General features: G+C 73.6%; 18 protein-coding genes and 1 tRNA gene. 5 read left to right on the top strand and 14 right to left on the bottom strand.

Features of this window, described 5'->3' with window-relative positions:
* Nucleotide 1: 1 nt before the first annotated feature.
* Nucleotides 2-1,666 carry an energy-dependent translational throttle protein EttA gene (gene ettA, locus ACGFZS_RS00270; RefSeq protein WP_393793243.1) on the bottom strand — a complete coding sequence of 555 codons (1,665 nt, stop codon included), beginning with the start codon at nucleotides 1,664-1,666 and terminating at the stop codon, nucleotides 2-4.
* A 377-nt stretch (nucleotides 1,667-2,043) separates the two neighbouring features.
* Between ettA and ACGFZS_RS00265 the strand changes: the two genes are divergently transcribed.
* From ACGFZS_RS00265 to dacB, 3 genes are all read left to right on the top strand, one after another.
* Nucleotides 2,044-4,116: an ATP-binding protein gene (locus ACGFZS_RS00265; RefSeq protein WP_393793242.1), complete on the top strand. Its 2,073-nt coding sequence runs from the start codon at nucleotides 2,044-2,046 to the stop codon at nucleotides 4,114-4,116.
* Between the two features lie 156 nt (nucleotides 4,117-4,272).
* Nucleotides 4,273-5,154, top strand: coding sequence for a DUF2236 domain-containing protein (locus ACGFZS_RS00260; protein WP_393793241.1), 882 nt, complete (start codon nucleotides 4,273-4,275; stop codon nucleotides 5,152-5,154).
* A gap of 63 nt (nucleotides 5,155-5,217) precedes the next feature.
* Nucleotides 5,218-6,498: a D-alanyl-D-alanine carboxypeptidase/D-alanyl-D-alanine-endopeptidase gene (gene dacB / locus ACGFZS_RS00255; RefSeq protein ID WP_393793240.1), complete on the top strand. Its 1,281-nt coding sequence runs from the start codon at nucleotides 5,218-5,220 to the stop codon at nucleotides 6,496-6,498.
* A 27-nt stretch (nucleotides 6,499-6,525) separates the two neighbouring features.
* On the opposite strand, the gene ACGFZS_RS00250 is transcribed toward dacB, so the two are convergent.
* The 5 genes from ACGFZS_RS00250 to ACGFZS_RS00230 all read right to left on the bottom strand — a co-directional run bounded on the left by ACGFZS_RS00250 (nucleotide 6,526) and on the right by ACGFZS_RS00230 (nucleotide 13,258).
* On the bottom strand, nucleotides 6,526-6,903 hold the full coding sequence (locus tag ACGFZS_RS00250; protein ID WP_393793239.1) for a hypothetical protein: 378 nt from the start codon (nucleotides 6,901-6,903) through the stop codon (nucleotides 6,526-6,528).
* Between the two features lie 44 nt (nucleotides 6,904-6,947).
* Nucleotides 6,948-8,348 (bottom strand): Cys-Gln thioester bond-forming surface protein, encoded by a 1,401-nt coding sequence (locus ACGFZS_RS00245; protein WP_393793238.1) that lies wholly within the window; start codon nucleotides 8,346-8,348, stop codon nucleotides 6,948-6,950.
* A 417-nt stretch (nucleotides 8,349-8,765) separates the two neighbouring features.
* The gene (locus ACGFZS_RS00240; protein ID WP_393793237.1) at nucleotides 8,766-9,245 is read right to left on the bottom strand and encodes a single-stranded DNA-binding protein; all 480 of its coding nucleotides are present in this window, start codon (nucleotides 9,243-9,245) and stop codon (nucleotides 8,766-8,768) included.
* Between the two features lie 287 nt (nucleotides 9,246-9,532).
* Entirely contained in the window at nucleotides 9,533-11,647 is a 2,115-nt protein-coding gene (locus ACGFZS_RS00235; RefSeq protein WP_393793236.1) for a YfjP family GTPase, read from the bottom strand.
* A gap of 3 nt (nucleotides 11,648-11,650) precedes the next feature.
* The gene (locus ACGFZS_RS00230; RefSeq protein WP_393793235.1) at nucleotides 11,651-13,258 is read right to left on the bottom strand and encodes a dynamin family protein; all 1,608 of its coding nucleotides are present in this window, start codon (nucleotides 13,256-13,258) and stop codon (nucleotides 11,651-11,653) included.
* A gap of 321 nt (nucleotides 13,259-13,579) precedes the next feature.
* On the opposite strand from ACGFZS_RS00230, the gene ACGFZS_RS00225 reads away from it, so the two are divergent.
* Nucleotides 13,580-13,652 (top strand) — tRNA-Arg (locus ACGFZS_RS00225).
* Nucleotides 13,653-13,788: 136 nt separating this feature from the next.
* On the opposite strand, the gene ACGFZS_RS00220 is transcribed toward ACGFZS_RS00225, so the two are convergent.
* The 6 genes from ACGFZS_RS00220 to ACGFZS_RS00195 all read right to left on the bottom strand — a co-directional run bounded on the left by ACGFZS_RS00220 (nucleotide 13,789) and on the right by ACGFZS_RS00195 (nucleotide 22,130).
* Nucleotides 13,789-15,984, bottom strand: coding sequence for a SpoIIE family protein phosphatase (locus tag ACGFZS_RS00220; RefSeq protein ID WP_393793234.1), 2,196 nt, complete (start codon nucleotides 15,982-15,984; stop codon nucleotides 13,789-13,791).
* 235 nt (nucleotides 15,985-16,219) lie between these two features.
* Nucleotides 16,220-18,187 carry an acetoacetate--CoA ligase gene (locus ACGFZS_RS00215; RefSeq protein ID WP_393793233.1) on the bottom strand — a complete coding sequence of 656 codons (1,968 nt, stop codon included), beginning with the start codon at nucleotides 18,185-18,187 and terminating at the stop codon, nucleotides 16,220-16,222.
* On the bottom strand, nucleotides 18,184-19,854 hold the full coding sequence (locus ACGFZS_RS00210; RefSeq protein ID WP_393793232.1) for a bifunctional 3-(3-hydroxy-phenyl)propionate/3-hydroxycinnamic acid hydroxylase: 1,671 nt from the start codon (nucleotides 19,852-19,854) through the stop codon (nucleotides 18,184-18,186). The genes ACGFZS_RS00215 and ACGFZS_RS00210 overlap by 4 nt, the downstream gene beginning before the upstream one ends.
* Before the next feature lie 17 nt (nucleotides 19,855-19,871).
* The gene (locus tag ACGFZS_RS00205) at nucleotides 19,872-20,810 is read right to left on the bottom strand and encodes a fumarylacetoacetate hydrolase family protein (RefSeq protein ID WP_393793231.1); all 939 of its coding nucleotides are present in this window, start codon (nucleotides 20,808-20,810) and stop codon (nucleotides 19,872-19,874) included.
* A gap of 32 nt (nucleotides 20,811-20,842) precedes the next feature.
* Entirely contained in the window at nucleotides 20,843-22,012 is a 1,170-nt protein-coding gene (locus ACGFZS_RS00200; RefSeq protein ID WP_393793230.1) for a VOC family protein, read from the bottom strand.
* Nucleotides 22,005-22,130 (bottom strand): hypothetical protein, encoded by a 126-nt coding sequence (locus ACGFZS_RS00195; RefSeq protein WP_393793229.1) that lies wholly within the window; start codon nucleotides 22,128-22,130, stop codon nucleotides 22,005-22,007. The genes ACGFZS_RS00200 and ACGFZS_RS00195 overlap by 8 nt, the downstream gene beginning before the upstream one ends.
* 17 nt (nucleotides 22,131-22,147) lie before the next feature.
* Between ACGFZS_RS00195 and ACGFZS_RS00190 the strand changes: the two genes are divergently transcribed.
* The gene (locus ACGFZS_RS00190; RefSeq protein WP_393793228.1) at nucleotides 22,148-22,783 is read left to right on the top strand and encodes a TetR/AcrR family transcriptional regulator; all 636 of its coding nucleotides are present in this window, start codon (nucleotides 22,148-22,150) and stop codon (nucleotides 22,781-22,783) included.
* Between the two features lie 8 nt (nucleotides 22,784-22,791).
* On the opposite strand, the gene ACGFZS_RS00185 is transcribed toward ACGFZS_RS00190, so the two are convergent.
* Together ACGFZS_RS00185 and ACGFZS_RS00180 are read right to left on the bottom strand one after the other, a co-directional pair.
* Nucleotides 22,792-23,553: a DUF2993 domain-containing protein gene (locus tag ACGFZS_RS00185; protein ID WP_393793227.1), complete on the bottom strand. Its 762-nt coding sequence runs from the start codon at nucleotides 23,551-23,553 to the stop codon at nucleotides 22,792-22,794.
* 95 nt (nucleotides 23,554-23,648) lie between these two features.
* Nucleotides 23,649-24,269: a TetR/AcrR family transcriptional regulator gene (locus ACGFZS_RS00180; protein WP_393793226.1), complete on the bottom strand. Its 621-nt coding sequence runs from the start codon at nucleotides 24,267-24,269 to the stop codon at nucleotides 23,649-23,651.
* Nucleotides 24,270-24,467 lie beyond the last annotated feature (198 nt).

The raw sequence follows: 24,467 nt of genomic DNA, 5'->3' as shown, positions 1-24,467 counted from the left end.
ATCAGCCCCGGGTCAGCTTCTTGTAGGTGGCACGGTGCGGACGCGCGGCGTCCGGTCCGAGCCGCTCGATCTTGTTCTTCTCGTACGACTCGAAGTTGCCCTCGAACCAGAACCACTTGGACTCGCCCTCGTAGGCGAGGATGTGGGTGGCGACCCGGTCGAGGAACCAGCGGTCGTGGGAGACGACCACGGCCGCGCCCGGGAACTCAAGGAGCGCGTTCTCAAGGCTGCTGAGCGTCTCGACGTCGAGGTCGTTCGTCGGCTCGTCGAGGAGCAGCAGGTTGCCGCCCTGCTTGAGGGTGAGCGCCAGGTTGAGGCGGTTGCGCTCACCGCCGGAGAGCACACCGGCCGGCTTCTGCTGGTCCGGGCCCTTGAACCCGAAGGCGGAGACGTAGGCGCGGCTCGGCATCTCGACCTGGCCCACGTTGATGTAGTCCAGCTCGTCGGAGACGACCGCCCACAGGGTCTTCTTCGGGTCGATGTTGGCGCGGCTCTGGTCGACGTACGAGATCTTGACGGTCTCGCCGACCTTGATGTCGCCGGAGTCCGGGGTCTCCAGACCCTGGATCATCTTGAAGAGGGTGGTCTTGCCGGCGCCGTTCGGGCCGATGACGCCGACGATGCCGTTGCGCGGCAGCGTGAAGCTGAGGTCGTCGATGAGGACCTTGTCGCCGAAGCCCTTGGAGAGGTTGGTGACCTCGACGACGATGCTGCCGAGCCGGGGGCCCGGCGGGATCTGGATCTCCTCGAAGTCCAGCTTCCGCATCTTGTCGGCCTCGGCGGCCATCTCCTCGTAGCGGGCGAGGCGGGCCTTGGACTTGGCCTGACGCCCCTTGGCGTTGGACCGCACCCACTCCAGCTCTTCCTTGAGCCGCTTCTGCCGCTTGGCGTCCTTCTGGCCCTCGACCTTGAGACGGGTGGCCTTGGTCTCCAGGTACTTGGAGTAGTTGCCCTCGTAGCCGTGCAGCCGGCCGCGGTCGACCTCGCAGATCCAGCCGGCCACGTTGTCGAGGAAGTACCGGTCGTGGGTCACGGCCACGATGGTGCCCTCGTACTTGGCGAGGTGCTGCTCCAGCCAGTTCACCGACTCGGCGTCGAGGTGGTTGGTGGGCTCGTCGAGGAGCAGCAGGTCGGGGGCCTCCAGCAGCAGCTTGCAGAGCGCCACACGCCGCTTCTCACCACCGGAGAGGGTGGTGACCTCCCAGTCGCCGGGAGGGCAGCCGAGCGCATCCATGGCCTGCTCCAGCTGAGCGTCCAGGTCCCAGGCGTTGGCGTGGTCGAGCTCCTCCTGCAGCTTGCCCATCTCGTCGAGCAGCGCGTCGGAGTAGTCGGTCGCCATCAGCTCGGCGATCTCGTTGAACCGGTCGAGCTTGCCCTTGACCTCGGCGACACCCTCCTGGACGTTCTCCAGGACGGTCTTGTCCTCGTTGAGCTTCGGCTCCTGCATCAGGATGCCGACGCTGTACCCGGGCGACAGGAAGGCGTCACCGTTCGACGGCTGGTCCAGCCCCGCCATGATCTTCAGAATGGTCGACTTACCCGCACCGTTCGGCCCGACCACACCGATCTTCGCGCCGGGCAGGAAGTTCAGCGAGACGTCGTCAAGGATGACCTTGTCGCCGATTGCCTTGCGCGTCTTGCGCATGGTGTAGATGTACTCAGCCAAGAGAAACCGTCCGGCAGTTTGAAATCTGGCAGTGGGCAGATACACCCCATCTTGCCGTAAGGCCAGCCCTGCGCGGAAACTCGTTAGGTCAGGGGGCTGTGACCTGGGGTTTCGCTCAAGGGAGCGGGGGTGGTCATGGCTGATGGTGGCTGGCGTCGTGCCGGCGACGGATCACCGGGGAGGCTGGGGAGGCTGACGTGGTTGCGCCGGTCGTCCCGCCGGTCGGCGGTGGGGCGCGGGGAGGGCGCGTCAACGTCGGGGCGGGTGGGTGAGGGGGCGGGTGGGTGGGGGGGTTGTGACAGGCCAGGGGTGTGGTGGGGGCTGGGGGAAGAGTGGAGGCGGGGGGCGGGTGCCGGGGGGTGCGGGAGGATGGCGCGGTGCTGAGGACGATGCCGGATGACGAGAGTTCCTTCGTCGGTCGGGCCGCGGAGCTGCGTCGGATCGGGGCGGCGCTGTTCAGGGGGCGGCTGGTCACGCTGACCGGGCCGGGCGGGGTCGGCAAGACCCGGCTCGCGCGGCGCGTCGTGGCGCTGGGCACGCCGGCCGGTGTGGACGGCGTCGCCTGGGCGGATCTGTCGCCGCTGCACAACCCCGCGCTGCTCGCCGCCACCGTCGCGGGCGCCCTGGGGCTCTCCGACCACACCGCGCGGCCGCCCGCGGAGGCGGTCCGCTCATGGGTGGGGGCCCGTCGGATCCTGCTGGTGCTCGACTGCTGCGAGCATCTGCCGGCCGAGTGCCGTGACCTGGTGGGCGACCTTCTGACGTCCTGTCCGAACCTGCGCGTCCTGGCCACCAGCCGGGAGCCGCTGCGGGTCCGGGGCGAGTCGGTGCTGCCGGTCGAGCCGCCGGCGTCCGTGCACGAGGCGCTCGCCCTGTTCGCCGACCGCGCCGCGGCGGCCGGCAGTCCGCTCAAGGACGAGGAGGACCGGGAGCTGGCCACGGCCTTGTGCGAACGGCTGGAGCGGCTGCCCCTGGCGCTGGAACTCGCCGCCGCGCAGCTGCGGGCCATGCCGCTGGCGGAGCTGTGCGCCCGGCCGCGCGCGGCCGTGGACCTGCCCGTGGCGCCGCCGTACGCGACACCGCCCCGGCACGCGGCGCTGCGGACCACGATCGGCTGGAGCCACGAGCTGTGCGGCCCCCTGGAGCGGCTGCTGTGGGCGAGGCTGTCCCATCTGCCGGGCCGTTTCGACGCCCACACCGCCTGCCAGGTGGCCGCCGGCGGGCCCCTCTCGCCCGGCGCGGTCCGGCAGCACCTGGCCGCGCTGTGCGCCAAGTCGGTCGTCACGGAACGGCACGGCACGTACCGGATGCTCGACGCGATCCGCGAGTACGGCCGCCGGTGGCTGGCCGCGCTGGGCGAGACCGCGACGGTCGCGGACCGGCACGCGGGCCATGTGCTCGCCGAGACCCGCCGGGCCCACGCCGAGTGGTTCGGCCCCGCCCAGCGCGGCTGGTACCGGCGGATCGCCTTCCTCCACTCCGACCTCCGGCTCGCGGCCGACCACCTGCTGGCCACCGACCCGGCCGCCGCCCTGGAGCTGATCGGTCATGTCACCTTCTTCTGGGTCTGCTCCGGGTATCTGTACGAGACACGGCAGTACCTGGAGCTGGCGATCCGGCTGGTGCCCGACGCGGGCCCGGACGAGAGCCGGGTACAGGCGCTGTGGAGTCTTGGGCTGACCCGGACGCTCCAGGGGGACCACGGCCCGGCCCGGGAGACGGCGGTCGCCTGCCGGCGGGCGGCCACGGCCGCGCTCGACGCCGAGGGGCTGGGCAGGGCCGCCTATCTGGAGGGTCTGCTGCACCTGCTGGAGGGCCGCCCGCTGGCCGCGCTGACCGTCGTCGAGGGGCCGCTGCGGGAGGCGGACGGCCGGGAGGCGGACGGCCGGGAGGCCGAGAGCCCGGTGTCCGGACGGCCGGAGGCGGCGACGGCGTTGTGCCGGCTCGTCCGGATCTTCGCCCTGACCGGGACCGGCCGGCTGGACCAGGCCCGCTCGGAGGCGCTGGGCCTGCACGAGGTCTGCGCCGCCTCGGACGAGCACTGGACCCGGTCCTACCTGGACCACCAGCTCGCGCTCATCGCCGTACTGGAGGGACGGACCCTGGACGCCGTCGGGCACGCCCGCGCGGTACTCGACGCCAAACGCCACATCGGGGACGACTTCGGCATCGCCATGGCGCTGGACGTGCTCGCCATCGCGCTGTCCGACGCCGGGGAGGAGCGGTCCGCCGCCCACGCCTTCGGCGCCGCGCTCCGTTTCTGGGAGACGGTCGGTCATCCGCAGCGCGGCACACCGGAGATGGCCGCGCTGCGCGACGCGTGCGAGGAACGGCTCGTCCACACCCTGGGCAGGCAGGAGTACGACCGTCTCCTGGACGCCGCCGCCGAACGCGAGCCGCGCGCCCTGCTGTCCTGGGCCACCCGCGGCGGCCCGCTGCCACCCCGGTGACGGCCCCGGCCGGCCGGCGGACGTGACGCACGTCATAGCGAGTCCTCGCATCGACGGACGGCTGCCCGGCGTCCTCCTCTTCGCCACGGAGGGGTCAAGTGCCTTGACTCATACGGCACTTGACGAAGACCTTGACGAGGGCAGGGGGAGCCGGCCGTGCGCCGTCGCTACAGGTGGGTGGAGCGTGAGCTGGCCGGTATGGACCCCGAGACGGACTGGGAGCGGATGATCTCGCTCTACATCGGCCATCGCGTCCCGGAGTTCGCCCTGGCGATGACGATCTATCCGGGCACGATGCGCATGATGCAGCCGCCCGCGACCGCCGCCACCCTGGCCCACACCGGGAAGCTGGAGACGCGGCCCGACCGGCGGTTCCGGGACGGGAACGCCTTCCTGACGGCCTGGATGGTGGACGGCCTGTCCAGTCCGCGAGGCCGCGGGGCCGCCGAGCGGCTGAACCGCCTCCACCGGGGAGTCGACCGCCGCACCCCGCACCTGCCCGGCAACTTCGACGGCGTCGACGACTTCGTCTATCCCCTGGTCCTGCTGGCCACGTTCGGCGACCGGCTGCAGACCTCGCTGGGGCTGCCCGGTACGAGCGAGCCCATGAAGATCGCGTGGCACCACTGGGCACGGACGCTCTTCCGGCTCCTGGAACGCGAGTCCGGGCCGCTGGCCGGCGAGGCGTTCCCCGAGGACTGGGACGCGATGACCGAGTTCGCCGCGAAGTTCGACTCCCGGCCCTACGAGCAGACGGAGGCCGGCCGGCGCGTGGCGACCGCGATGATGGACTTCTTCGCCGAGCGCTGGTTCCCCGCCCCCTTCCGGGCGTTCGGCAGGGACGTGACCCGCTGGCTCGCCGGTGAGCGGGTCTGCCGGCTCCACCGGATCGGCTGGATGAGCCCCGGGCGCGAGCGCGCCGTCCGCCTCTTCCTGAAGTCGGCCTTCCGCGCCCAGCGTCTGCTGCCCGACTACCGCACACCGCTTCCCGAGCGCCTGCGGCGCCAGGCCGCTTCTTCACAGGAAGCTGACAAGTAGCTGATCTTGCGCTGTTATTTTCCCTTCTACCCACGCCCCCACGAGCATTGGTTACGAGACCCCGTGTTCCTTTCTTCCTCCACCCTCCGCCGGGCCGCCGTGCTGGCGGTCGCCGTCCCCGTCGCCGGTACGTTCCTGTCCGCCCTGTCCGCTCCGGCCGCCTTCGCCGCCGGCCGGGCCACCGCCGTGCTGGACCCGGCCGAGCAGCGGATCGCCGACAACCTGGACACCCGCAGCCAGGACGTCCGCCTCGGCAGCACGCTCGGCGGGGTCGTCCTCGACGCCGGGTCCCGCAAGCCCGTCTGGGGCCACGGCGCGACGACCGCGCTGATGCCCGCCTCCAACACCAAACTCGGCACCGCGACCGCCGCGTTGACCGTCCTCGGCCCCGCCCACCGCTTCACCACGAAGGTCGTCCGCGGCGACGGCACGCTCACCCTCGTCGGCGGCGGCGACCGCACCCTGACCACCGCGGATCTCACCGAGCTGGCCAGTACCGCCCTCACCGGGCTGAAGCAGGCGGGCCTCACCTCGGTGCGGGTCCGGGTCGACGACAGCCTCTTCCCCGAGCCCACCCTCGCGACCGGCTGGAACGACGGCTACTACCCCGACTCCGTCGCGCCGGTACGGGCGTTGGTGGTCGACGGCCACCAGGTGACGGACACCTCCCTGGACGCGGGGCAGGTCTTCGCCGCGGCCCTCGCCCAGCAGGGCGTCACCGTCACCGGGGAGGTCACCCGCGGGGTGGCCGCTCCGGGCGACGTCCCCGTCGCCTCGCACCGGTCCGCCGCGCTGTCCGCCGTCGTGAAGCACATGCTCAAGGTGAGCGACAACGACATCGCCGAGACGCTGCTGCGGATGACCGCGCTCTCGGCCGGGCGCCCGGCCACCTTCGAGGACGGCACGGCGGTCGTGCGCGAGGTGCTCGGGCAGTACGGCATCTCGCTGGCCAACTACGAGATCCACGACGGCAGCGGGCTGTCCCGTGCCAACCGGATCCCGGCGCAGACCATCGCCGACATCCTCGACCTGGCCGCCGACCCGCGCCACGCCGAGACCCTGAAGTACATCGTGGACGGCCTGCCCGTCGCGGGCGAGGCGGGCTCCACGCTGGGCCCCGAGTGGGGCCGGTTCGACACCGCGGACTCGCAGTGCGCCGTCGGCAAGGTCAAGGCCAAGACCGGCACCCTCACCGGCGCGATCGCCCTGAGCGGCCTGACGAAGGCCCAGGACGGGCAGTGGAAGGTCTTCTCCTTCATCGAGAACGACTCCACCGCCGCCCCGGCCGACATCAAGGACGCCCTGGACGGCCTCGCGGCCACGGTCAACGGCTGCTGGGCCTGACCGGCCGCCGAGCCTGACGGACCGAGCCTACGGAGCGGTGCGGCGGTGCGTGTCCTGGCCCGGTCCGTGCAGGGTGCGGGCCAGGAGCAGGGCGGTCACCGCCGCCGCCCCCACGACCCCGGCCGAGCGGAAGGCGCGGGAGGAGCGCCAGGAGAGGACGGACCAGCGGGACTGGGCCGAGAGGACCGAGCCGGTGCTCAGCCAGGAGCCGGCCGAGAACAGGGAGAGGGCCGAGCCGATCGAGCCGGCCGAGAGAGTGCTGCCGACCGAGCCGATGGACAGGGCCGAGCCCACCGAGCCGATGGAGAGCACGGAGCCCGATGAGCCGATCGACAGCACCGAGTCGTGCGACCACAGGGACAGGATGGAGCCCGAGGACGACGACGCGTCAGCTGAGTTGGTCATGACGCCATACTGCCCGCCGGGCCGGGCTCCCGTCCTGGAGTCACTCAGTCGGTCTGCTGGTTCTCGCGCTGACGGAGGATCACCAGGACCGCGCCGCCGATCACCACCAGGCCGATGGCCACGCCCGTGATCACGCCGGTCGCCGAGTCGCCACCGGTGGCCGCGAGGTTGACGGTGCCGCCGGTGGTGCCGCCGACCGAGGCGGGGCTGGGCTCGGCGAGCGTCTGGGTGGTGAGGCCCGCGTCGCTGCCCTGGGTCTTGCAGTCGAGGACGCCGGTGAAGCGGCGCTCGAAACCGTTGGGGCCGGTGATCGTGAAGTCGTAGGCCTGGTCCTCCTGGAGCGGGATGGTCACCGTCCGCGAGGTGCGCGCGGGAATGGTGTACTCGGTGCTCATCAGCTCGAAGGTGAACGGCTTGTCGCCGGTGTTGGCCGCGGTGAGGTCCACCGCGCTCCTGGCGCAGTCCGTCTGGGCCGACAGGGCCGGTACGGCGCCCTGCTCCGCCCAGGTCGCGTTCGCGGTCGCGGCGACCGTGGACTCGCTGGAGCCCGCCAGGATCTGCGTCTGGCTGCGGCTCTCGGAGGTGAAGGCGCGGCCGACGGGGACCGTGGTCGACGCCTGCACGGTGAGCTCGGCGGAACCTCCCCCACTGCTGGACGCGTGGGAGGTGCCCCCAGCCGCGTCGTCGGGGACCTTGAAGTAGAGCTGGCTGCCGTCCTCGGCCGTGCTGACCGGCTTGCCGGTCTTGTCGGTGATCCGTACGCCGCTGAGGGCCGCGTCGGACGGCGGGATCACGGTGACCGTGCGCGCGTTGGTGTGGACCGTCACCGGGCCGAGCAGGCCGCCCGGGCGGCCGGAGACGGCCGGCGGGGTGAGGGTCAGCGAGGCCTGCGGCTCGTTCTGGCCGCGGGCGCTCTTCTCCAGGTAGTCGGCGAGCTTCTCCGCCTGCGGGTCGACGGCGTCGACGTCCGCGCCGTCCGAGTACCGCCAGATCGCCACCTGGGTGCCGGCCGCCGCGTCCTGTTCGGTGAGGCTGCCGACCCCGGCCTTGCGGGCGAGCGCGGCGAGATCGTTGACCTGCGGGTAGGAGTTCTGCAGGATCCAGCGGATCTTGCCCGCGCTCTTGTTGGCGCCGAGCGAGGTGCCGCTCCAGGCCGTCTCGTGGTACCTGGCGTCCCGCTGGGTGGGGTTGTGCAGGTCGACGCAGTACGTCTGGAGCGTGCCGCCGCCGTCCACGGACATCTCGAACAGTCCCGCGGCCACCTGCTCGTCGCCGCTGTCGCCGTGGACCACGGCCTCGCCGTAGGTCTTCAGGCCGTTTATGGTCGCCGTCGCCCCGCTCTGGTCCTGAGGGGTCCCGTCGTCGGCCGTGGCCCGGCCGGCGCCGGTCAGCACGACGGCGGCCACCAGCCCGGACACCAGGGTCGCGGCGGCGAGGCGGGCCACGCCTCTCGCGGACCCGGGCGTACCGGAGTGCCTGGCGGACGCGCGGGGCGCCGAGGAACCAGAGAACGCAGCGAGCACAGAATTCCCCTTCGAGCAGGACCCGTTGGACGCGGGGGGGGGTGGTCCCACCAGCAGAATCAGCGGCCCCAGGGGCCATGCCCGGCATCCTATGGATCAGCCGGACCGGCCTTTCCCGGTGAGATGGTCCGATGAGCGATCCGATCCGCAATCGTTATCGCGGAAGCTCGGATGAGCGGGGCTTATCGACAAATCCACCCGGTCGCCATGGCGGGCACTTCGGAGCGCATTCGCCGATAAGCCGCGTCGAGCCGTCGAGCCGTCAGGGGGTGCTCGATCGGCCGCGGTTCGGCCGGGCCGTGGTGAACGTGGCCCGGTGCGTGGCGACTTCGCGTCGCCTCAGGTCAGCGCCTCGGCGGCCGCCACCGGTTCCGGCTGCTGGGGTACGGCGGTGCCGGGGGACTCCGTCGGTGTCTCCCAGTCCGGTTCCGGCCGGGGCGGTGCCGGTGCCGCCGTCTCCGGTTTCCCGGACCGTCGGAAGGCCGTCGTACCGCGGGCGAGGTCGTGGCCGATCGCCACCGCGTCGATGTCGGCGGAGGCCCACTGCTGGCCCTCCCGGTTCTCGGTGCGCACCTTCAGCCGCCCCTGCACGACGACCGGGTCGCCGACCGCCAGCGAGGTCGCCGCGTTGGAGGCGAGCTGGCGGTTGGCCCACACCGTGAAGAAGTTGGTGTGCCCGTCCGTCCACGCGTTCTTCTCGCGGTCCCAGTAGCGCGCGGTCACCGCCAGCCGGAACCGTGCCGACGGCCCCGCCGCCAGCTCCCGGTAGACCGGCTGCGTCGCCACGTTGCCCACCGCGCAGACCATCGTCTCGTTCATCACGAACCCCTCCCTCGCCCGGCCGCCGTGGCCGGGCGGATCCGCGTACGGGCCCGTCGTCCCGTACGGCTGTGTCGGCTGTGTCCATCGCGGCGACCGACCGCGCGAAGCGCGTCCGCACCCGTATGCGTCGAGCGTGTCCGTGTTCGCCGCGTTCGCCGTGGTCGCCGTGATCGCCGTGGGACCAGAGTGCCGCCGCCGGGCCGGGGCCGTCGTGGGCTGTGGACGGGCATCCGGGCTGTGGAGAACTCCCTCACCCGGACGAGTGACGCCCGTCCGCCGCGGGATCACCCCACCCCGGCCCCGGTCCGCGTCACCCTCGCGTACTGCTCGCGCACCTCCTGGTACCGCAGCAGTTCGGCCGCCACCGGATCCAGCACCCGGGCCCGCCCGCAGCCGGCGGCGGCCTCGCGCAGCCGGCGCTCCGCGTCCAGGCCGTACCGCCGGGCCGGGCCGCGGGCCGCCATCCGGCAGCCCCACTCGACCAGCGGCCCGCCGACGATCCCGCCGACCATCAGCAGCACCGGGAGGCCCAGGTTGGGCGCCAGGAACCCGGCGATCTGCCCCACCAGCCACAGCCCGCCGACGATCTGCAGGAGCGTCATGGCCGCCTGGGCGAACACCGCCACCGGCCACCAGCCCGGACGCGGGGGCCGCCCCGGCGGCAGTCCGGCCCGGGTGGCCAGTTCGTCGAGCGCCTCGGACAGGCCCTGCGAGCCGCGTACGGCCGCCTCGCGCACCGCCTGCGCCCAGGGCCCCGGCAGTCCGGCCGAGGCCCGGTCGCAGACCGTGCGCACCGCCTGCTCGACGCGCTGCCGTGCGGTGGCCTCCTCCTCGGGCTGGGCCGGCCGCAGGCGGCTGGTGGGCAGTTCGCTGCGTCCCTGGCGCCAGCGCCACAGCCGTAGCCAGGGCGTGCCGCAGGCCCGGTTGGCGTTGCGCAGCCAGGCCCGTTCGGCGGCCTCGCCGGCGGCGGTGGCGCCCACCGCGTCGGCGAGCCGGGCGGCGAACTCGTCGCGCGCCTCCTCGGTGAGCCCGGCGCGCCGCCCGGTGGCGTAGACGGGCCGCAGCCGGTCCGCGGCGGCGTCCACGTCGGCGGCGACCCGGCGGGCCGCCGCGCCCCGCTCGGACACGAACTGGCCGAGCAGTTCGCGCAGTTCACCGACGCCGTCGCCGGTGAGCGCGGACAGCCCGAGCACGGTGGCGCCCGGGTCGCCGTACTCGCCGAGGGCGATGCCGTCGTCGTCGAGGAGCCGGCGCAGATCGTGCAGGACCTGTTCGGTGGCCTCGCCGGGGAGCCGGTCGGTCTGGTTGAGGACGACGAACATGACCTCCGCGTGACCGGCCATGGGCCGCAGATAGCGCTCGTGGAGGACGGCGTCGGCGTACTTCTCGGGGTCGACGACCCAGATCACGGCGTCGACCAGCTTCAGGATCCGGTCGACCTGTTCGCGGTGCTGGACGGCGGCCGAGTCGTGGTCGGGCAGGTCGATCAGGATCAGGCCGCGCAGTTCGGCGTCCGCCTCCGGGTTGTGCACCGGGCGCCGCCGCAGCCGGCCCGGGATGCCCAGCCGGTCGATGAGGGCCCCGCCGCCGTCGCTCCAGGTGCACGCGATGGGCGCGGCGGTGGTGGGGCGGCGTACGCCGGTCTCCGAGATGGCCACTCCGGCGAGCGCGTTGAACAGCTGCGACTTGCCGCTGCCGGTGGCGCCGGCGAGGGCGACGACGGTGTGCTGGCCGGAGAGCCTGCGCCGGGTGGCCGCCTCGTCCAGGACCCGGCCGGCCTCGGCGAGGGTGCGGCTGTCGAGGCGGGTGCGGGAGAGGCCGACGAGTTCGCGCAGGGCGTCGAGGCGGGAGCGCAGCGGGCCGTCGTACGCCAGCGGGGCGGGGGGCGGGGCGCCCGGGCCGCGGGTCTCCAGGACGGGGACGGGCGGTTTGGCGGTCTCGGTGACCCGGCGGGCGATGAGTCCGTCGTCCCAGGCGTCCTCGGCGGCGGACGGGTCCGGGTCGTCGTCGGCCGCCTCCCGCCGCTCCCGCACGCGCGCGTGCGGGACGTTCTCGGTGCCGGCGGCGGCCTCGGCGGGGGCCGCGTGATCCGCCCGCTCCCCTTCGCGCCTGTCCAGGTCAGACTCCGGATCCTGGGCGGCGCGGGCAGCGTGGGTGGTGTGAGCGGCGGCGGGTGGCGCGGAAGCCGGTCCCGGGACCGGACCAGAGCCCCCGACGGAGTCCGGGCCCCGATCCCGGCCCCTGTCCCGATTGTCCCTATCCGGGTCCGGCGCCGCGGCGGGCGCGGTGGCGTCCGGCGTGGTCGGGCCGCTGTCGAGGTCACCGGCACCGGTGTAGTCACTGGTGTGATCCATGCGTTCCATGTGATCCGTGTGGTCGTGGTCAGTGACGGCGGTCACCGGTCACCTCTCCTTCTGGAGGACGGACAGGGCGGCGATGAGTTCGGCCTGGGGTTCGGGGTGGACGTCCAGGGCGTCGAGCGGGGCGAGCCGGCGTTCGCGCTCGGTGTGCATGACGCGGTCCACGTGCTCGGTGAGCAGCCGTCCCGCGCGGTCGCGCAGCCGCAGCGCGCCATGGGCGCCGATGCGCTCGGCGAGCCGCTCCCCCGCCGCCTTGGTACGGCGGCCGCCCAGCAACGCGGTGGCCACCAGGGCGGCGACGCCCTCGGCGTCCGGGGCGACACTGCGGTCCAGCTCGCGCACCTCGTCCTCGGCGTACTCCTCCAGCTCGCGCCGCCAGCGCCGGACGGCGAGGCCGATGCGGTGCTCGGCGCTCTCCAGCGAGGGGTCGCGGCCGGTCAGCCCGGGGGCGGCGGAGGCGGGCTCGCGGCGCCAGGCGTCGTCGACACGTTCGTCGGCGGCGGTGACGGAGCACAGCAGCAGGGCGGCGAGGCTCTCCACCAGCGCGTCGAGGAGTTCCCCCGCCGCGCAGTCGAGGGGGAAGGCGCGCCAGCGCTTGAGGGCGTCCCCGGCGAGGACGGAGCCGCTCTGCAGGCGTCCTCGCACGCGCGCCTGCTCGCTGTCGTACGCCGAGTCGACGGCCGAGGTCAGACGCAGCGCGGCGGCGTACTGGGCGGCGGCGGCACCGGCCAGCTCGGGCATGCGGGCCTTGAGGGAGTCCAGGAGGCCCTGGGTGGTCCGGGCCAGGGTGTTCCGGCGGGCGCCGGGGTCCTGTGCCTGATGGACCAGCCAGGCCCGCAGCGGGGCCACGGCGGTGGCCGGGAGCAGTCCGCCGCCCCAGGCCGACTCGGGCAGCTCGGGCACGGTGAACCGGGGCACGTCGCCGAGCCCGGCCTTGGTGAGGAGCGCGCCGTACTGCCGGGATACCTCGGAGACGACCTGGTGGGGTACCCGGTCGAGGACGGTCACCAGGGTGGCGTCGTACTCCTTGGCGGTGCGCAGCAGATGCCAGGGGACGGCGTCCGCGTACCGCGCGGCCGTCGTCACCATCACCCAGATGTCGGCGGCGCAGATGAGTGCCCCGGCGAGGACCCGGTTGTCCACGACCAGGGAGTCGATGTCGGGGGCGTCAAGCAGGGCCAGACCGCGCGGGAGGCTGTCGGCGGTCTCGACGCGCAGCACGCGCGCGGAGGTCTCTCCGGGCAGCAGGAGGTCGTCGCCGGGCTCCTGATGCGGTACCCACTCGCGCGTGAGGTCGGGCAGCACGCGCATCCCGCTGAACCAGTGATGGTCCTCGGGATGGCAGACCAGCACGGGTGTGCGGGTCGTCGGGCGCAGTACGCCCGCCTCACTGACCCGGCGCCCCACCAGGGAGTTGACGAGGGTCGACTTTCCGGCGCCGGTGGATCCGCCCACGACGGCCAGAAGGGGCGCTTCGGGCTCTCTGAGGCGGGGCACCAGATAGTCGTCGAGCTGTGCGAGCAGTTCGTCGCGGTTGGCACGCGCGCGTGGGGCCCCCGCCAGGGGCAGCGGGAAGCGTGCGGCGGCGACACGGTCGCGCAGGGCGGACAGTGTGTCGAGCAGCTGGGGCCGTACGTCCAAGGTCACCACATGCGAAGAATGCCCAATTTTAGGGGAATTCTGAAGCATATAGACATGTCTGCGCGCCGACAGAACACAACGGGCGGAAGGGACGACTGGGACGGAGGCACAGTCCAGGCATAACGAGTGCACAACACCCGGTGCGTCAGGCGCCAAAAGCGATGCACGATTCGTACCTGCCTGCGATTATCAGGACCGCTTCACCGAACCTCCACATTGAGCCACGGAGGCGAAGCAACCGGGACAAGGATCGGGGAGTTCTATCCTTGTCCCCGGCAACGTCACGGACCGGCCCGCACCAGGGCAGTGCGTACGAGGCCAGCACAGCCGGCCCCCGTAGCTCAGTGGATAGAGCAGGCGCCTTCTAAGCGCTTGGCCGCAGGTTCGAGTCCTGCCGGGGGCGCCTCGCGCGGTTCTCCACAGGGCGTGTTCGCCGGTCCGAGCCGCCTTCCGCAGAGCCTTCCACGGCCCCGGCTCCGCGTTCCCCGGATGCCCGCGGATGCCCGCGCAAAAAGGGCTGGTTATGAGTGATCCACCGGTCAGGCGAACAGTGCCTGGAGCCCGGCGGGTTCGGTCTCGCTCAGTTCGGCCCAGACCGTCTTGCCCTGGCGGGCGTGGCGGGTGCCCCAGCGGGCGGCGAGCTGGGCGACGAGCAGCAGACCGCGGCCGCCCTCGTCGAAGGTGCGGGCGCGGCGCAGGTGGGGGGTGGTGCCGCCGGCGTCGGACACCTCGCAGAGCAGGGTGCTCAGGCCCCGCCCCTCGGCGGGCCGGGGAAGGATCAGGCGCAGCCGGACCGGGGGCCTGCCGTACCGGATGGCGTTGGTGACCAGTTCGCTGACCACCAGCTCGGCGGAGAAGGCGAGTTCGTCCAGCCCCCACGCGGTGAGCTGCCGTGCGACCCCGGCCCGGGCCGGGGCGACGGACGCCGGGTCGGGTGCCAGCTCCCAGGCGGCGACCCGGTCGTCCCCGAGGGTGCGGGTGCGGGCCAGCAGCAGGGCGACGTCGTCGTGCGGCCGGTCGGTGGGCAGCAGGGCGTCCAGGACCGTGTCGCAGGCGGTCTCCAGGGAGGCCGCGGGCCGGGCGAGCGCCTCCCGCAGGGCGGTGAGGCCCGCCTCCACGTCGCGGTCGCGGGCCTCGATCAGGCCGTCGGTGTACAGGGCGAGCAGGGTGCCCTCGGGCAGCTCGGTCTCCACCGCCTCGAACGGCAGCCCGCCCAGGCCCAGCGGCGGCCCCGGCGGCAGTTCGAGGAGGCCGGCGGTTCCGTCGCCGTGCGCCACGGTCGGCGGCACATGGCCGGCGCGGGCCAGGCTGCAGCGGCCGGCCACGGGGTCGTAGACCGCGTACAGGCAGGTGGCGCCGATGTCCCCGGCCGGCTCCTGGCCGGGGTCCAGGTCCGGGTCGGTGTCCGGGTCGGTGTCCGGGTCGGTGTCCGGGTCGGCGGCGGCCTCGGCGGAGAGCCGGATGACGACGTCGTCGAGGTGGGTCAGCAGTTCGTCGGGGGGCAGGTCGATGTCGGCGAGGGTGCGGACGGCCGTGCGCAGCCGGCCCATCGTGGCGGCGGCGTGGATGCCGTGGCCGACGACGTCGCCGACCACCAGGGCGACCCGGGCGCCGGACAGCGGGATCACGTCGTACCAGTCGCCGCCCACCCCGGCCCGGTCGCCGGCGGGCAGGTAGCGGCAGGCGACCTCGACGGCGGACTGTTCGGCGGTCCGCCGCGGCAACAGGCTGCGCTGCAGGGTGAGGGCGGTGGTACGGGCGTGGGTGTAGCGGCAGGCGTTGTCGACGGCCACCGCCGTCCTGGCCGCGAGTTCCTGGGCGAGCAGCAGGTCCTCGTCGTCGAAGCGGCCGGGCCGGTGCTGCCGGGGGTGCCGGGAGAAGCGGGCGACGCCGAGGGTGGTGCCGCGGGCGGTCAGCGGCACCACGAGGGTGGCGCGGTCCGCCGTGGTCTGCCGGGCGGGCTCCCCGGTGGCCAGGGCGCGGGCCGCCGGTGAGCCGTCCGGGCAGATGTGCGGCTCCTGCACCTTGACCGCCGGTTCCGGACCGCCCTCGGGCCCCGTCCGCTGGGCGGCCCGGCGCAGCAGGAACGGCTCGGTGGCCGGGGTGTCGTGGCCGCGCACCACGGAGTCGAGCAGGTCCACGGTCACCAGGTCGGCGAAGTCCTCGGCGGCGAGGTCGGCCAGCTCCTGGGTGGTACGGGCGATGTCCAGGGCGGTGCCGACGCGCAGGCCGGCCGCGTTGACCAGGGAGAGCCGCCACTGCAGCCGCCGGTCCCGTTCCGCCTGGAAGGCCAGGACGCCCTGTTCGGAGGTCCGGTCCACGTACCGGGTGGCGATGGCGAGGAGCCGGCGGGCGGCCGTGTCGACCAGTTCGGGGTCGTCCGACAGCCGGGGCAGTTCGGCGAGGAGCCGGTCGAGGATGACGCCCTCGCCGAGCCGGTAGGCCCGCAGCATCACGGTGACGGAGGTGCCGGTCCTGGCCAGCGTGCGGGCGCGTTCCACGTCGGCCGGCGGCGGGTCCAGGGCGCTGGGGTCGAGGCCGAGTTCCAGGCCGGTCAGCACCCCGAGGACATGCTCGGCGGTGTTCTCCGACGTCAGCCGCACCAGCTCCGGGTCCTCGAACAGCTCGGGCACCTCATCGCGCAGGCACCGGGTGACACCCGCGATCAGCTCGTCCACCCGCGGGGCGAGCGCACGCGCGGCCCGGGAGAGAAGCCCGTCGACGGTGCCGTCCACACCCTCGACGGTACGCCCCGCGGGCCACCCCTCACCCGGCGACGACAGCCGGCCGGACCGCCCTGCCGGGCAGGACCCTCCCGGCGGGTGCCCCTCCCGGCGGGTGCCCCTCCCACCGGGCGCTCCTCCGGCCGAGCGCCCCCGCCCCTCACATCGCCCGCCCCGCCGGGCATCCCCTCCCACCGGGCGAAGCCCCGCCGACGGGCAGTCCCCTCCTGCCGAGCGCCCCCGCGCCTCACCCGGTCCGCTCCCGCCGGGCCGCTCCCAGGCGGGCGTAGTGGGCGATGAGGTCGGGGGCGTCCACGGTGGCCGGGTCGACGGCCTCCGCCACGGGGGTGCCCTGGAGGAGGCGCTTGACGGGGACCTCCAGTTTCTTGCCGGTGCGGGTGTGCGGGATGCCCGGCACTTCGAGGATCTCGTCGGGGACATGGCGGGGCGAGGCACCGCCGCGGATGGCGTCGCGGATCCGGTCGCGGAGGGTGTCGTCGAGGGTCGCCCCGGCGGCGAGGACCACGAACAGCGGCATCCAGTAGCCGCCGTCCGGCTCCTCCGCGCCGACGACCAGGGCCTCGGCGATCTCCGGGAGGCGTTCGACGACGTCGTGGATGTCGGCGCTGCCGAGGCGGACGCCGTTCCTGTTCAGCGTGGAGTCGGAGCGGCCGTGGACGATCACCGAACCGTGCCCGGTGACGGTGATCCAGTCGCCGTGCCGCCACACACCCTCGTACACCGAGAAGTAGGCGTCGCGGTAGCGGGTGCCGTCCGGGTCGTTCCAGAAGTACAGCGGCATCGAGGGCATGGGGCGGGTGACGACCAGTTCGCCGACCCGGTCCACCACCGGCCGGCCCGCGGAGTCGTACGCGGCCAGCGCCACCCCCAGGTGGGGTGCGGACAACTCACCTGCCCACACGGGGGTGTTGGGCGCGCTGCCCGCGAAGCCGGAGACGACGTCCGTGCCGCCGCTGATGGAGGCGAGCAGGACGTGCCCGCCCACGTGGTCGCGGACCCAGGGGTAGGCGGAGGCGGGCAGGGCGGAGCCGGTGCAGCCGACCACGCGGATCGCGGACAGGTCGTACGCGGACGGGTCGATGCCGAACTTGGCCATGCCCAGCAGGTACTGGGGGCTGGTGCCGAAGACGGTCACCCGGTGCCGGGCGGCCAGCTCCCACAGGGTGTCGGGCTTGGCGAGCGGCGCCGGACTGCCGTCGTAGGTGCAGGTCGTGGCGCCGGTCAGGAGGGTGGAGGCGACCAGGTTCCACATCATCCAGTGGGTGGTGGTGTACCAGAGCAGACGGTCGCCGGGGCCGAGGTCGGAGTGGAGGCCGAGGGTCTTGAGGTGTTCGAGCAGGACACCGCCGTGGCCGTGCGCGATGCCCTTGGGCAGACCCGTCGTACCGGAGGAGAAGACCACCCACAGCGGGTGGTCGAACGGGACCGGGGCGCAGACGAGTTCCTCGGTGCGGGTGGCCGCGTCCTCCCAGGGGACGACCAGGGTGGGGTACGGCCGCGCGGGCCACGGCAGGCCCACGTGGTCGACCAGCAGGGTCGCCTTCAACGTCGGCAGGGCGCGGGCGAGTTCGAGGACGGCGTCGCGGCGGTCGTGCGCGACGCCGTTGAAGAGGTAGCCGTCGGCGGCGATCAGCACGGTGGGTTCGAGCTGGCCGAAGCGGTCGGCGGCGGCCTTCGGCGCGTAGTCCTGCCCGCACACCGACCACACGGCGCCGAGGCTCGCGGTGGCGAGGAACGCGACGATCGCGTGCGGGGTGTTGGGCAGATGGCCGACGACCCGGTCGCCCGGCTCCACGCCCAGGTCGCGCAGGGTGGCGGCGACGGAGGCGACCTGCGCGCGCAGCTGCTTCCCGGTCACCTCGTACCCGGCGCCGGTCTCGTCGAGGGCGATGATCGCGGGCCGGTCGTCGGTGAGGTGCCGCAGGGCGTGGTGGGCGTAGTTGAGGGTGGCGCCGGTGAACCAGCGGGCGCCGGGCATCCGGTCCTCGGCGAGCACCTGCTCGTAGGGCAGGGCGGCCTCGATCCCGAAGTAGTCCCAGACCGCGCCCCAGAAGCCCGTCAGGTCGGTGACGGACCAGTGGTGGAGGCCGGCGTAGTCGGTGCCGTCGAGCCCCGCGTGGCGGGCGAAGTCCATGACGCGGCTGCGCTCGACGGCCTGCGGATCGGGTGTGGTGAAGGGGTCCGGCGGGGTCATCGTGTGGCGCTCCTCGGTGAAGGTGAGCGGGTGGTGTGCAGGAGGGCCGCCCAGGCGGCGGTGTCGGTGAAGGCACGGCCGCCGGCCGGCACGACGTCCAGGACGACACGGTCCGGCCGCAGCAGCACGGCATCCGCCCGGCCGGCCCGCAACCACGCGGCGAGCGTGCCGTCGTCCCCGACGGCGCCGACCGAAACCGCACACACACCGAGCCCCCGAGCGAGCGCGTCAAGCGCAGGCGCGGGCCCGTCAGCAGCGGTCAGAACGACGAACGAGTCCCCGAGCACCTCATCGAGCCGGGTACGAAGGCGGTCGGCGAGCCCTGCGGGACCAGCCTCGGGACCACCACCCGCGCCCGCGTCGGCGTGTACCCACGGCTGTGGGCAGTAGGTGCCGGCGAGGCCCCGGCGGGTGGGGGTGCGGCGGACGAGGGGGCCGGGGGTGAGGGGTGGGCTGAGGTCGCGGCCGGCGAGGTTGGTGAGGCCGGGGATGCGGCAGGCGGCGGCCAGGAGCCGGCGGCGCAGGGGCGCGGCGCCGTCCTGGCCGCCGGTCATGGCCCAGCCCATGGCGACGGCGAGCCGGATCACATGCCGGGCGTGCGGCCTGCGTTCGCTCTCGTAGGTGTCCAGGAGCCGCTCGTCGCCGCCCTGCCGGAGCACGCGGGCCAGCTTCCAGCTGAGGTTGTAGGCGTCCCGCAGTCCCGCGCACAGCCCCTGTCCGACGAACGGCGGGGTGAGATGGGCGGCGTCACCGAGGAGGAAGACCCGGCCGGCCCGCCACCGGTCGGCGATCCGCGCCCGGAAGGTGTACGGCGTCTCGCGGACGACCTCGAACTCCCCGTCGTAGGAGAGCGGCAGCCAGGGCGCGATCAGCTCGCGCAGCGGCCGCTGCGCCCCGGCGCGCTGCCGGAACTCCCAGCGGTAGCGGTCCTCGCCGACCCGCATGAAGGTGGCGGGCAGCTCCGGGTCGCAGACCTGGTCGACGCCGCCCCAGGAGCGGACGTCGGCGGGGGTGCGGACGTCCACGACGGTCCAGCTCTCCTCGAAGCGCAGGTCCTCCCAGACGGCCCCGACGGCCGCGCGGGTGAGGCTGTTGGCGCCGTCGCAGCCGAGCACCGCCTCGGCCCACAGCTCGTGCTCGCCGTCGTCGTCGCGGTAGGCGACCCGGACCGGGCCGGCGGTGTCCGGGCCCACCGCGGTGACCTCGGCGCCGCCGCGCAGCTCGCACTCGGGGCGCCGGGCCAGCTCGGCACGGAGCAGCCGTTCCAGCCGGGGCTGCTCGAACATGCTGGTCTGCGGGTAGCCGTGCGGTCCGTGGCCGGCGCGGCGGAACTCGGCCATCACCCGGTGCCGGGCGTCGAGCAGCCGCAGCCCGTTGCCCGGGCGGGCGATCGCGGCGAACTCCTCCCCGACGCCCGCGGCCTGGAGGATCCGGCGCACCTCGTCGTCGACGACGAGGGCGCGCGGGAGGGGATAGACGTCCCGGTGGCGTTCCAGGAGGACACTGCGGACTCCGCGCCGGGCGAGCAGCAGGGCGGCGGTCACGCCCACCGGCCCGGCACCGACGATCACCACGGGCGGCTCGGGCACTACGGGTACTACGGGTACTACGACGGCTGGTACGGGCGGTACGGGCGGTACGGCTGGTACGGCTGGTACGGCGGTCATCTGCGGCTCCCTCGGTCCTAGCGCGCGTCCGTGACGGGGGTGCGCTGCTCGCCGAGGTCGATGAGGCCGTCCGGGGTCGAGATCGTCGCGGTGACCAGGTCGCCCGCGCGCAGGTAGCGCGGGTTGCGGGCCTGGCTCCTGAAGAACGCCTTCCACTTCACGGCGGGCGGCAGCAGCGCGCCGAGCTTCTCGACCGGCTTCGGCGGGGCCTTCAGGGCGGTGCCGCCCGGGGTGCCGGTCAGCAGCAGGTCACCCGGGTCGAGCGCCTGGAAACGGGCCAGCAGGGTCAGCGCCCGCGCCGGACGGACGATCATGTCGGCGAGGGTGCGGTCCTGGCGCGGCTCGCCGTTGACGCTCAGCCGCAGCCGCAGATCGGGCAGCCGGTCGAAGTCGCCGGGCTCCAGCAGCGCCAGGTACGGGCCGGTGGGCGTGAAGGTGGGGTACGACTTGCTCTCGTAGAACTGGGTCTTCGTCAGCTGTACGTCCCGGGCGCTGACGTCGTTGGTGACGACGAGTCCGGCGACGTACGACGGCAGGTCCCGTTCCTCGACGACGGTGCCGACGGGCAGGGACGCCCCCATGACCAGGCCGAGTTCGACCTCGTAGTCGAGGAAGCGCACGTGCGGCGGCCGGACGACGGCCTCGGCCGGGCCGCTGACCGAGCCGGACGCCTTGCGGAAGAAGGCGGGCGGGATGTCGCCGGTGAAGCCCGAATCGCGGGCGTGGCTGCGGTAGTTGACCATCTGGGCGACCACCCGGCAGGGGGTGGTGACCGGGGAGAGGGCGACGAGGCCGGCGACGGGTGTGCCGGTCTCGTCCGAGCGGGCCGCCTCCTGGACGGCGGCCCGGTCGGCGATCAGCTCGGCGGTGGTGACGGCCTTGGTGGGGACGGGCACGGCGCGCTCGCCGCGGACGGCCCACCAGCCGTCGGCGGTGCGCAGGACGTTGGTGCTCATGGGGTGGCTCTCCGTAGGTCTGCGGGAGGGGGTCAGGAACGGGCGGCCTTGAGGAGGCCGAGCAGCCGGGCGGGGTCCATCTCGTTGTCGCCGCGCAGCGCCTGGACGACCTCGCGGATGCGTTGCGGGGAGGGGCTCGCGCCGAGGAAGTCCCGGGTGGCGGGCGGTCCCCACTGGGCGAGGCCGCTGGTCGACATCGGCGCCCAGCCGGGTTCGACGTCGTGGGAGAACAGGTCGCCGTCGGCGAAGTGCTCCAGCATGAAGCGGTCCGGGTCGCGCCAGTAGTCGAAGAGCTGGCTGCCCTGGATGTGCCGGCCGATGCCCCAGCTGCGCCGGTAGCCGCGCTCCCTGAGGTACTCGCCGCCGGCGGCGATCGCGTCCAGGTCGGTGACCTGGTAGGCGGAGTGCACATAGCCCGTGCCCGGCCCCAGGTGCATGGCCAGCGTGTGGTGGTCGGCCGGTGCGCCGCCCAGGTCGCAGCGGAGGAACGCCATGGTCGGGCCCCGGTCGCGCTGCCCGTCCAGGAACAGGAAGTCGGACACGATCATGCCGAGGGTGTCCAGGTACCAGTCCAGGGCCCGCCCGAACACCCGGGTCTCCAGCACCACATGGCCGAGGCGCTGGATCCGGGACGGTTCGCGGGGCGGCCGCTGGGTGGCGTTCGTACGACGGTGATCCGTGCCGGAGTTGAGCAGCAGCGGCCGCTGTTCCGGGAGCGCCGGCAACGGCTCACCGCTGTGCACCACCCGTACCGGGAACCCGGACGGGTCGAGCAGGTCGACCGCCTTCCCGCCGCCGGGCACGTCCGTGTCCCGTACGGCCGCCCCCGTCGCCCGGGACAGCCGGTCCAGGTCGGCCCGCTCGGCGGCCCGGAACGCGGGGCCGATGAACCGGGAGGCGCGGCCCCGGCGGATCACCGTGCAGGGCGGGCCGGCGAAGGTGCCGCGCAGCCACAGCTCGGTGTCGGTGCGGGCGGCGACCCCGAAGCCGAAGTCCCGGGCGAAGACCTCGGCCCGGTCCAGGTCCGGCTTCTCGAACTCCAGCCAGGCCAGGTCCGCCACCTTGATCACGGGGTTCCGGGACCGGCCCGGGTGCTCGCCGCGCAGGGCGCCCCGCTCGCTGTGGAGGTCCTGGTGGGCCGTCTTGACGTCGGCCTTGACGTCGGCCTTGACGCCGGCTCCCGGGACGCGGGTTTCAGACATGGTGCCCTCCGAGCAACATCGCCGTAATGATGAAATCATCAAGTGTGACAGTTACGTCGTCAAGATGTTCCGGCCCGGAAATGATGAATTCATCAGGACTGTGACTGTCATCGCTCACGCGACTAGACTCCGCGCATGCCTACGTCAGCCCCGCCCAGCAACCGCTTCGAGCGGCGCCGCGCCGAGACCCGTCAGGCGCTGGTGCGCGCGGCCCGGCGGATCCTCGCCGAGACCGGGGACACCGGCGCCAGCATCCAGGCGATCGCCGAGCGCGCGGACGTCGGCTTCGGCTCCTTCTACAACCACTTCGACTCCAAGACGGAGCTGTTCGAGGCGGCCGTGGTGGACGCCCTGGAGGAGTTCGGCCGGACCTTCGACGAGCGGCTGGCCGGGATCGACGACCCGGCGGAGCTGGTCGCGGCGGGCTTCCGGCTGAGCGCCCGGATGGCGGACTCGCACCCGGAGCTGATGCAGGTCCTGCGCCGCCGCGGCCTCGGCCACATCCACAGCGAGAACGGCCTGACCACCCGGGCCGTGCGGGACGTCCAGGTCGGCATGGACTCCGGCCGGTTCACCGTCGTCGACCCGGCCGTCGCCCTGTCCGCGCTCGGCGGCACCCTGCTGTCCCTGGTGGAACTGAGGTTCGCCCGCCCCGAGATCGACGGCGACGAGGCCGCGGCGAACCTCGCCGAGATGGTGCTGCGCATGCTGGGCGTACCGCCGGACGACGCCCGCGAGGTGGCCCGGCGCCCGCTGCCCGACGCGGGCTGACCACCCCGTCAGCCCGGCCGGAAGGTGACCGACCGCCCGGTGAACCGGGCGTCGATCCCGTCCCGCGCGGTACTGACCGACCGCAGCCGCAGCCCGTCCGGGACGTTGCGCACCGGCACCGGCACCGACAGGGCCCTGTCGAGCAGCGCCTTCAGCGGCGGCAGCAGCTCCCCGTCGACCGCGCGGACGTCCGAGAAGGCGATCCGGTTGCCGGCGGCCGCCGAGACCTTCGCACTCACCGTCACCTCCCCGACCAGCGGCACCGTGGCCGTCGCCGCGACCCGCCCCGGCGCGTCCCCCTGGGCCACGGTCACCCCGAGCGCGTCCGACACGTCCTCGTACGACAGGAACGCGGTGGCGTCCACCGCACGGGCGCGTGCCTCCTCGGCACTCCCCGAGGTCTCCAGCCCGTCCAGCCCGACCGTCAGCCGCGTCACCGGCAACGGCCGGTCCGCCCCCTCGGCCGGTATGTCCCGGGCGACCAGATCGACATGGTCCAGCCGCCCCGCGGCGAGCTGCGTCAGCACGGGAAACCCCCGCACGTGGACCTCCGGCGGCAACGGCGTCCCCATGCCGTCCTGGAACGCCCTGGCCGTACGGCTCTCCGCGTGCCCGGCGGCCACCCGGTCGACGACCACGGCACCGAGCAACAGCACGACCACCGAGGCCACACCGACGAGTTGCCGTCGCCGCTTCGGGGGCGGGGGGCTCGCGTAGACGGAGGCGTCGCCGTAGTAGGGGTCACCGACGGGTTCGTGATCGAGGTACATGGATGTCCTTCCGAGAGGTGTTCAAGAAACGTCGCGACAGACGCACTCCGTCAGGGGCGCGGGGCTGTGCGACATGCGGCTCCGCCGCACCGGCCCTACCGCCCCAGCCCCCGCACACAGGCAGCCGCCCGGTCCCGGTCCACGCCCACGGCGACCAGCGCCGCGACCGCCGCTCCCCCACCGTCGTCGGCCCACGTGCCGCCGTTCACGCACTCCAGGAGCCCCAGCAGATACCCCTCCAGCGCCCGGCTCATCGGCCCCGCCGGCACCGCCGCCTGGAAGACCCCCGCCCGCTGCCCGCGCCCGATGACCGCCGCCGCCGTCTCCCGCGCGGGCGCGAGCACCTCGGCGACCTTCTCCGCCCCGAGGTCCTGCGGCGCGAGCCGCAGCAGCATCCGGTAGCGGTCGCCGACCGGCCACACCGCGAGCACGAACCGCGCCAGCGCGGTGACGGCGTCGGCCTCCCGCCCCTCCCGCGTACCGAGCGCCCGCCGCAGCGCCTGCGCGGCGTCCTCCACCAGGCCCGCCACGAGCGCGGCCCGCCCGTCGAAGTGGCCGTAGACCGTACGGCGCACCACACCCGCCGCCTCGGCGATGTCACCGAGGCTGCTGTCGGGATCGCGGCCGAGTTCCCGCCGGGCCGCCTCCAGGATGCGGGCCCGGGTGAGCCGGGCGCGGACCCGCGACGGGGTGTCCGCGACGGGTGCGTCGGTCATGACGGGACCTCCGATCGACGGACGGGAGAACAGGGCCGCTGCCAGGGCTGACACCAGGCCAGGGCCGGGAACGACTCGATAGTTGCACACCAACGGGCAATAAACTAGTCTGCACATCGATGGGCAATTAACTGCCCTCCCTGCTTCCCCCTGCTTCCCCCTGCTTCCCCCTGCTTCCCCCTGCCTCGCCCTACCTCC

The organism is Streptomyces sp. NPDC048288 (genome assembly GCF_043201555.1).
Lineage (GTDB): Bacteria > Actinomycetota > Actinomycetes > Streptomycetales > Streptomycetaceae > Streptomyces.
The sequence above is the reverse complement of the archived record's forward strand: the minus strand, read 5'-3'. Positions and strand labels throughout refer to the sequence as shown.

Coding starts and splice junctions, on each gene's coding strand:
- ACGFZS_RS00190 (WP_393793228.1), top strand. CDS start 22,148: ATGCCTACGTCAGCCCCGCCCAGCAACCGCTTCGAGCGGCGCCGCGCC.
- ACGFZS_RS00185 (WP_393793227.1), bottom strand. CDS start 23,553: ATGTACCTCGATCACGAACCCGTCGGTGACCCCTACTACGGCGACGCC.
- ACGFZS_RS00250 (WP_393793239.1), bottom strand. CDS start 6,903: ATGACCAACTCAGCTGACGCGTCGTCGTCCTCGGGCTCCATCCTGTCC.
- ACGFZS_RS00215 (WP_393793233.1), bottom strand. CDS start 18,187: ATGACCCCGCCGGACCCCTTCACCACACCCGATCCGCAGGCCGTCGAG.
- ACGFZS_RS00200 (WP_393793230.1), bottom strand. CDS start 22,012: ATGTCTGAAACCCGCGTCCCGGGAGCCGGCGTCAAGGCCGACGTCAAG.
- ACGFZS_RS00240 (WP_393793237.1), bottom strand. CDS start 9,245: ATGAACGAGACGATGGTCTGCGCGGTGGGCAACGTGGCGACGCAGCCG.
- ACGFZS_RS00205 (WP_393793231.1), bottom strand. CDS start 20,810: ATGAGCACCAACGTCCTGCGCACCGCCGACGGCTGGTGGGCCGTCCGC.
- ACGFZS_RS00210 (WP_393793232.1), bottom strand. CDS start 19,854: ATGACCGCCGTACCAGCCGTACCAGCCGTACCGCCCGTACCGCCCGTA.
- ACGFZS_RS00180 (WP_393793226.1), bottom strand. CDS start 24,269: ATGACCGACGCACCCGTCGCGGACACCCCGTCGCGGGTCCGCGCCCGG.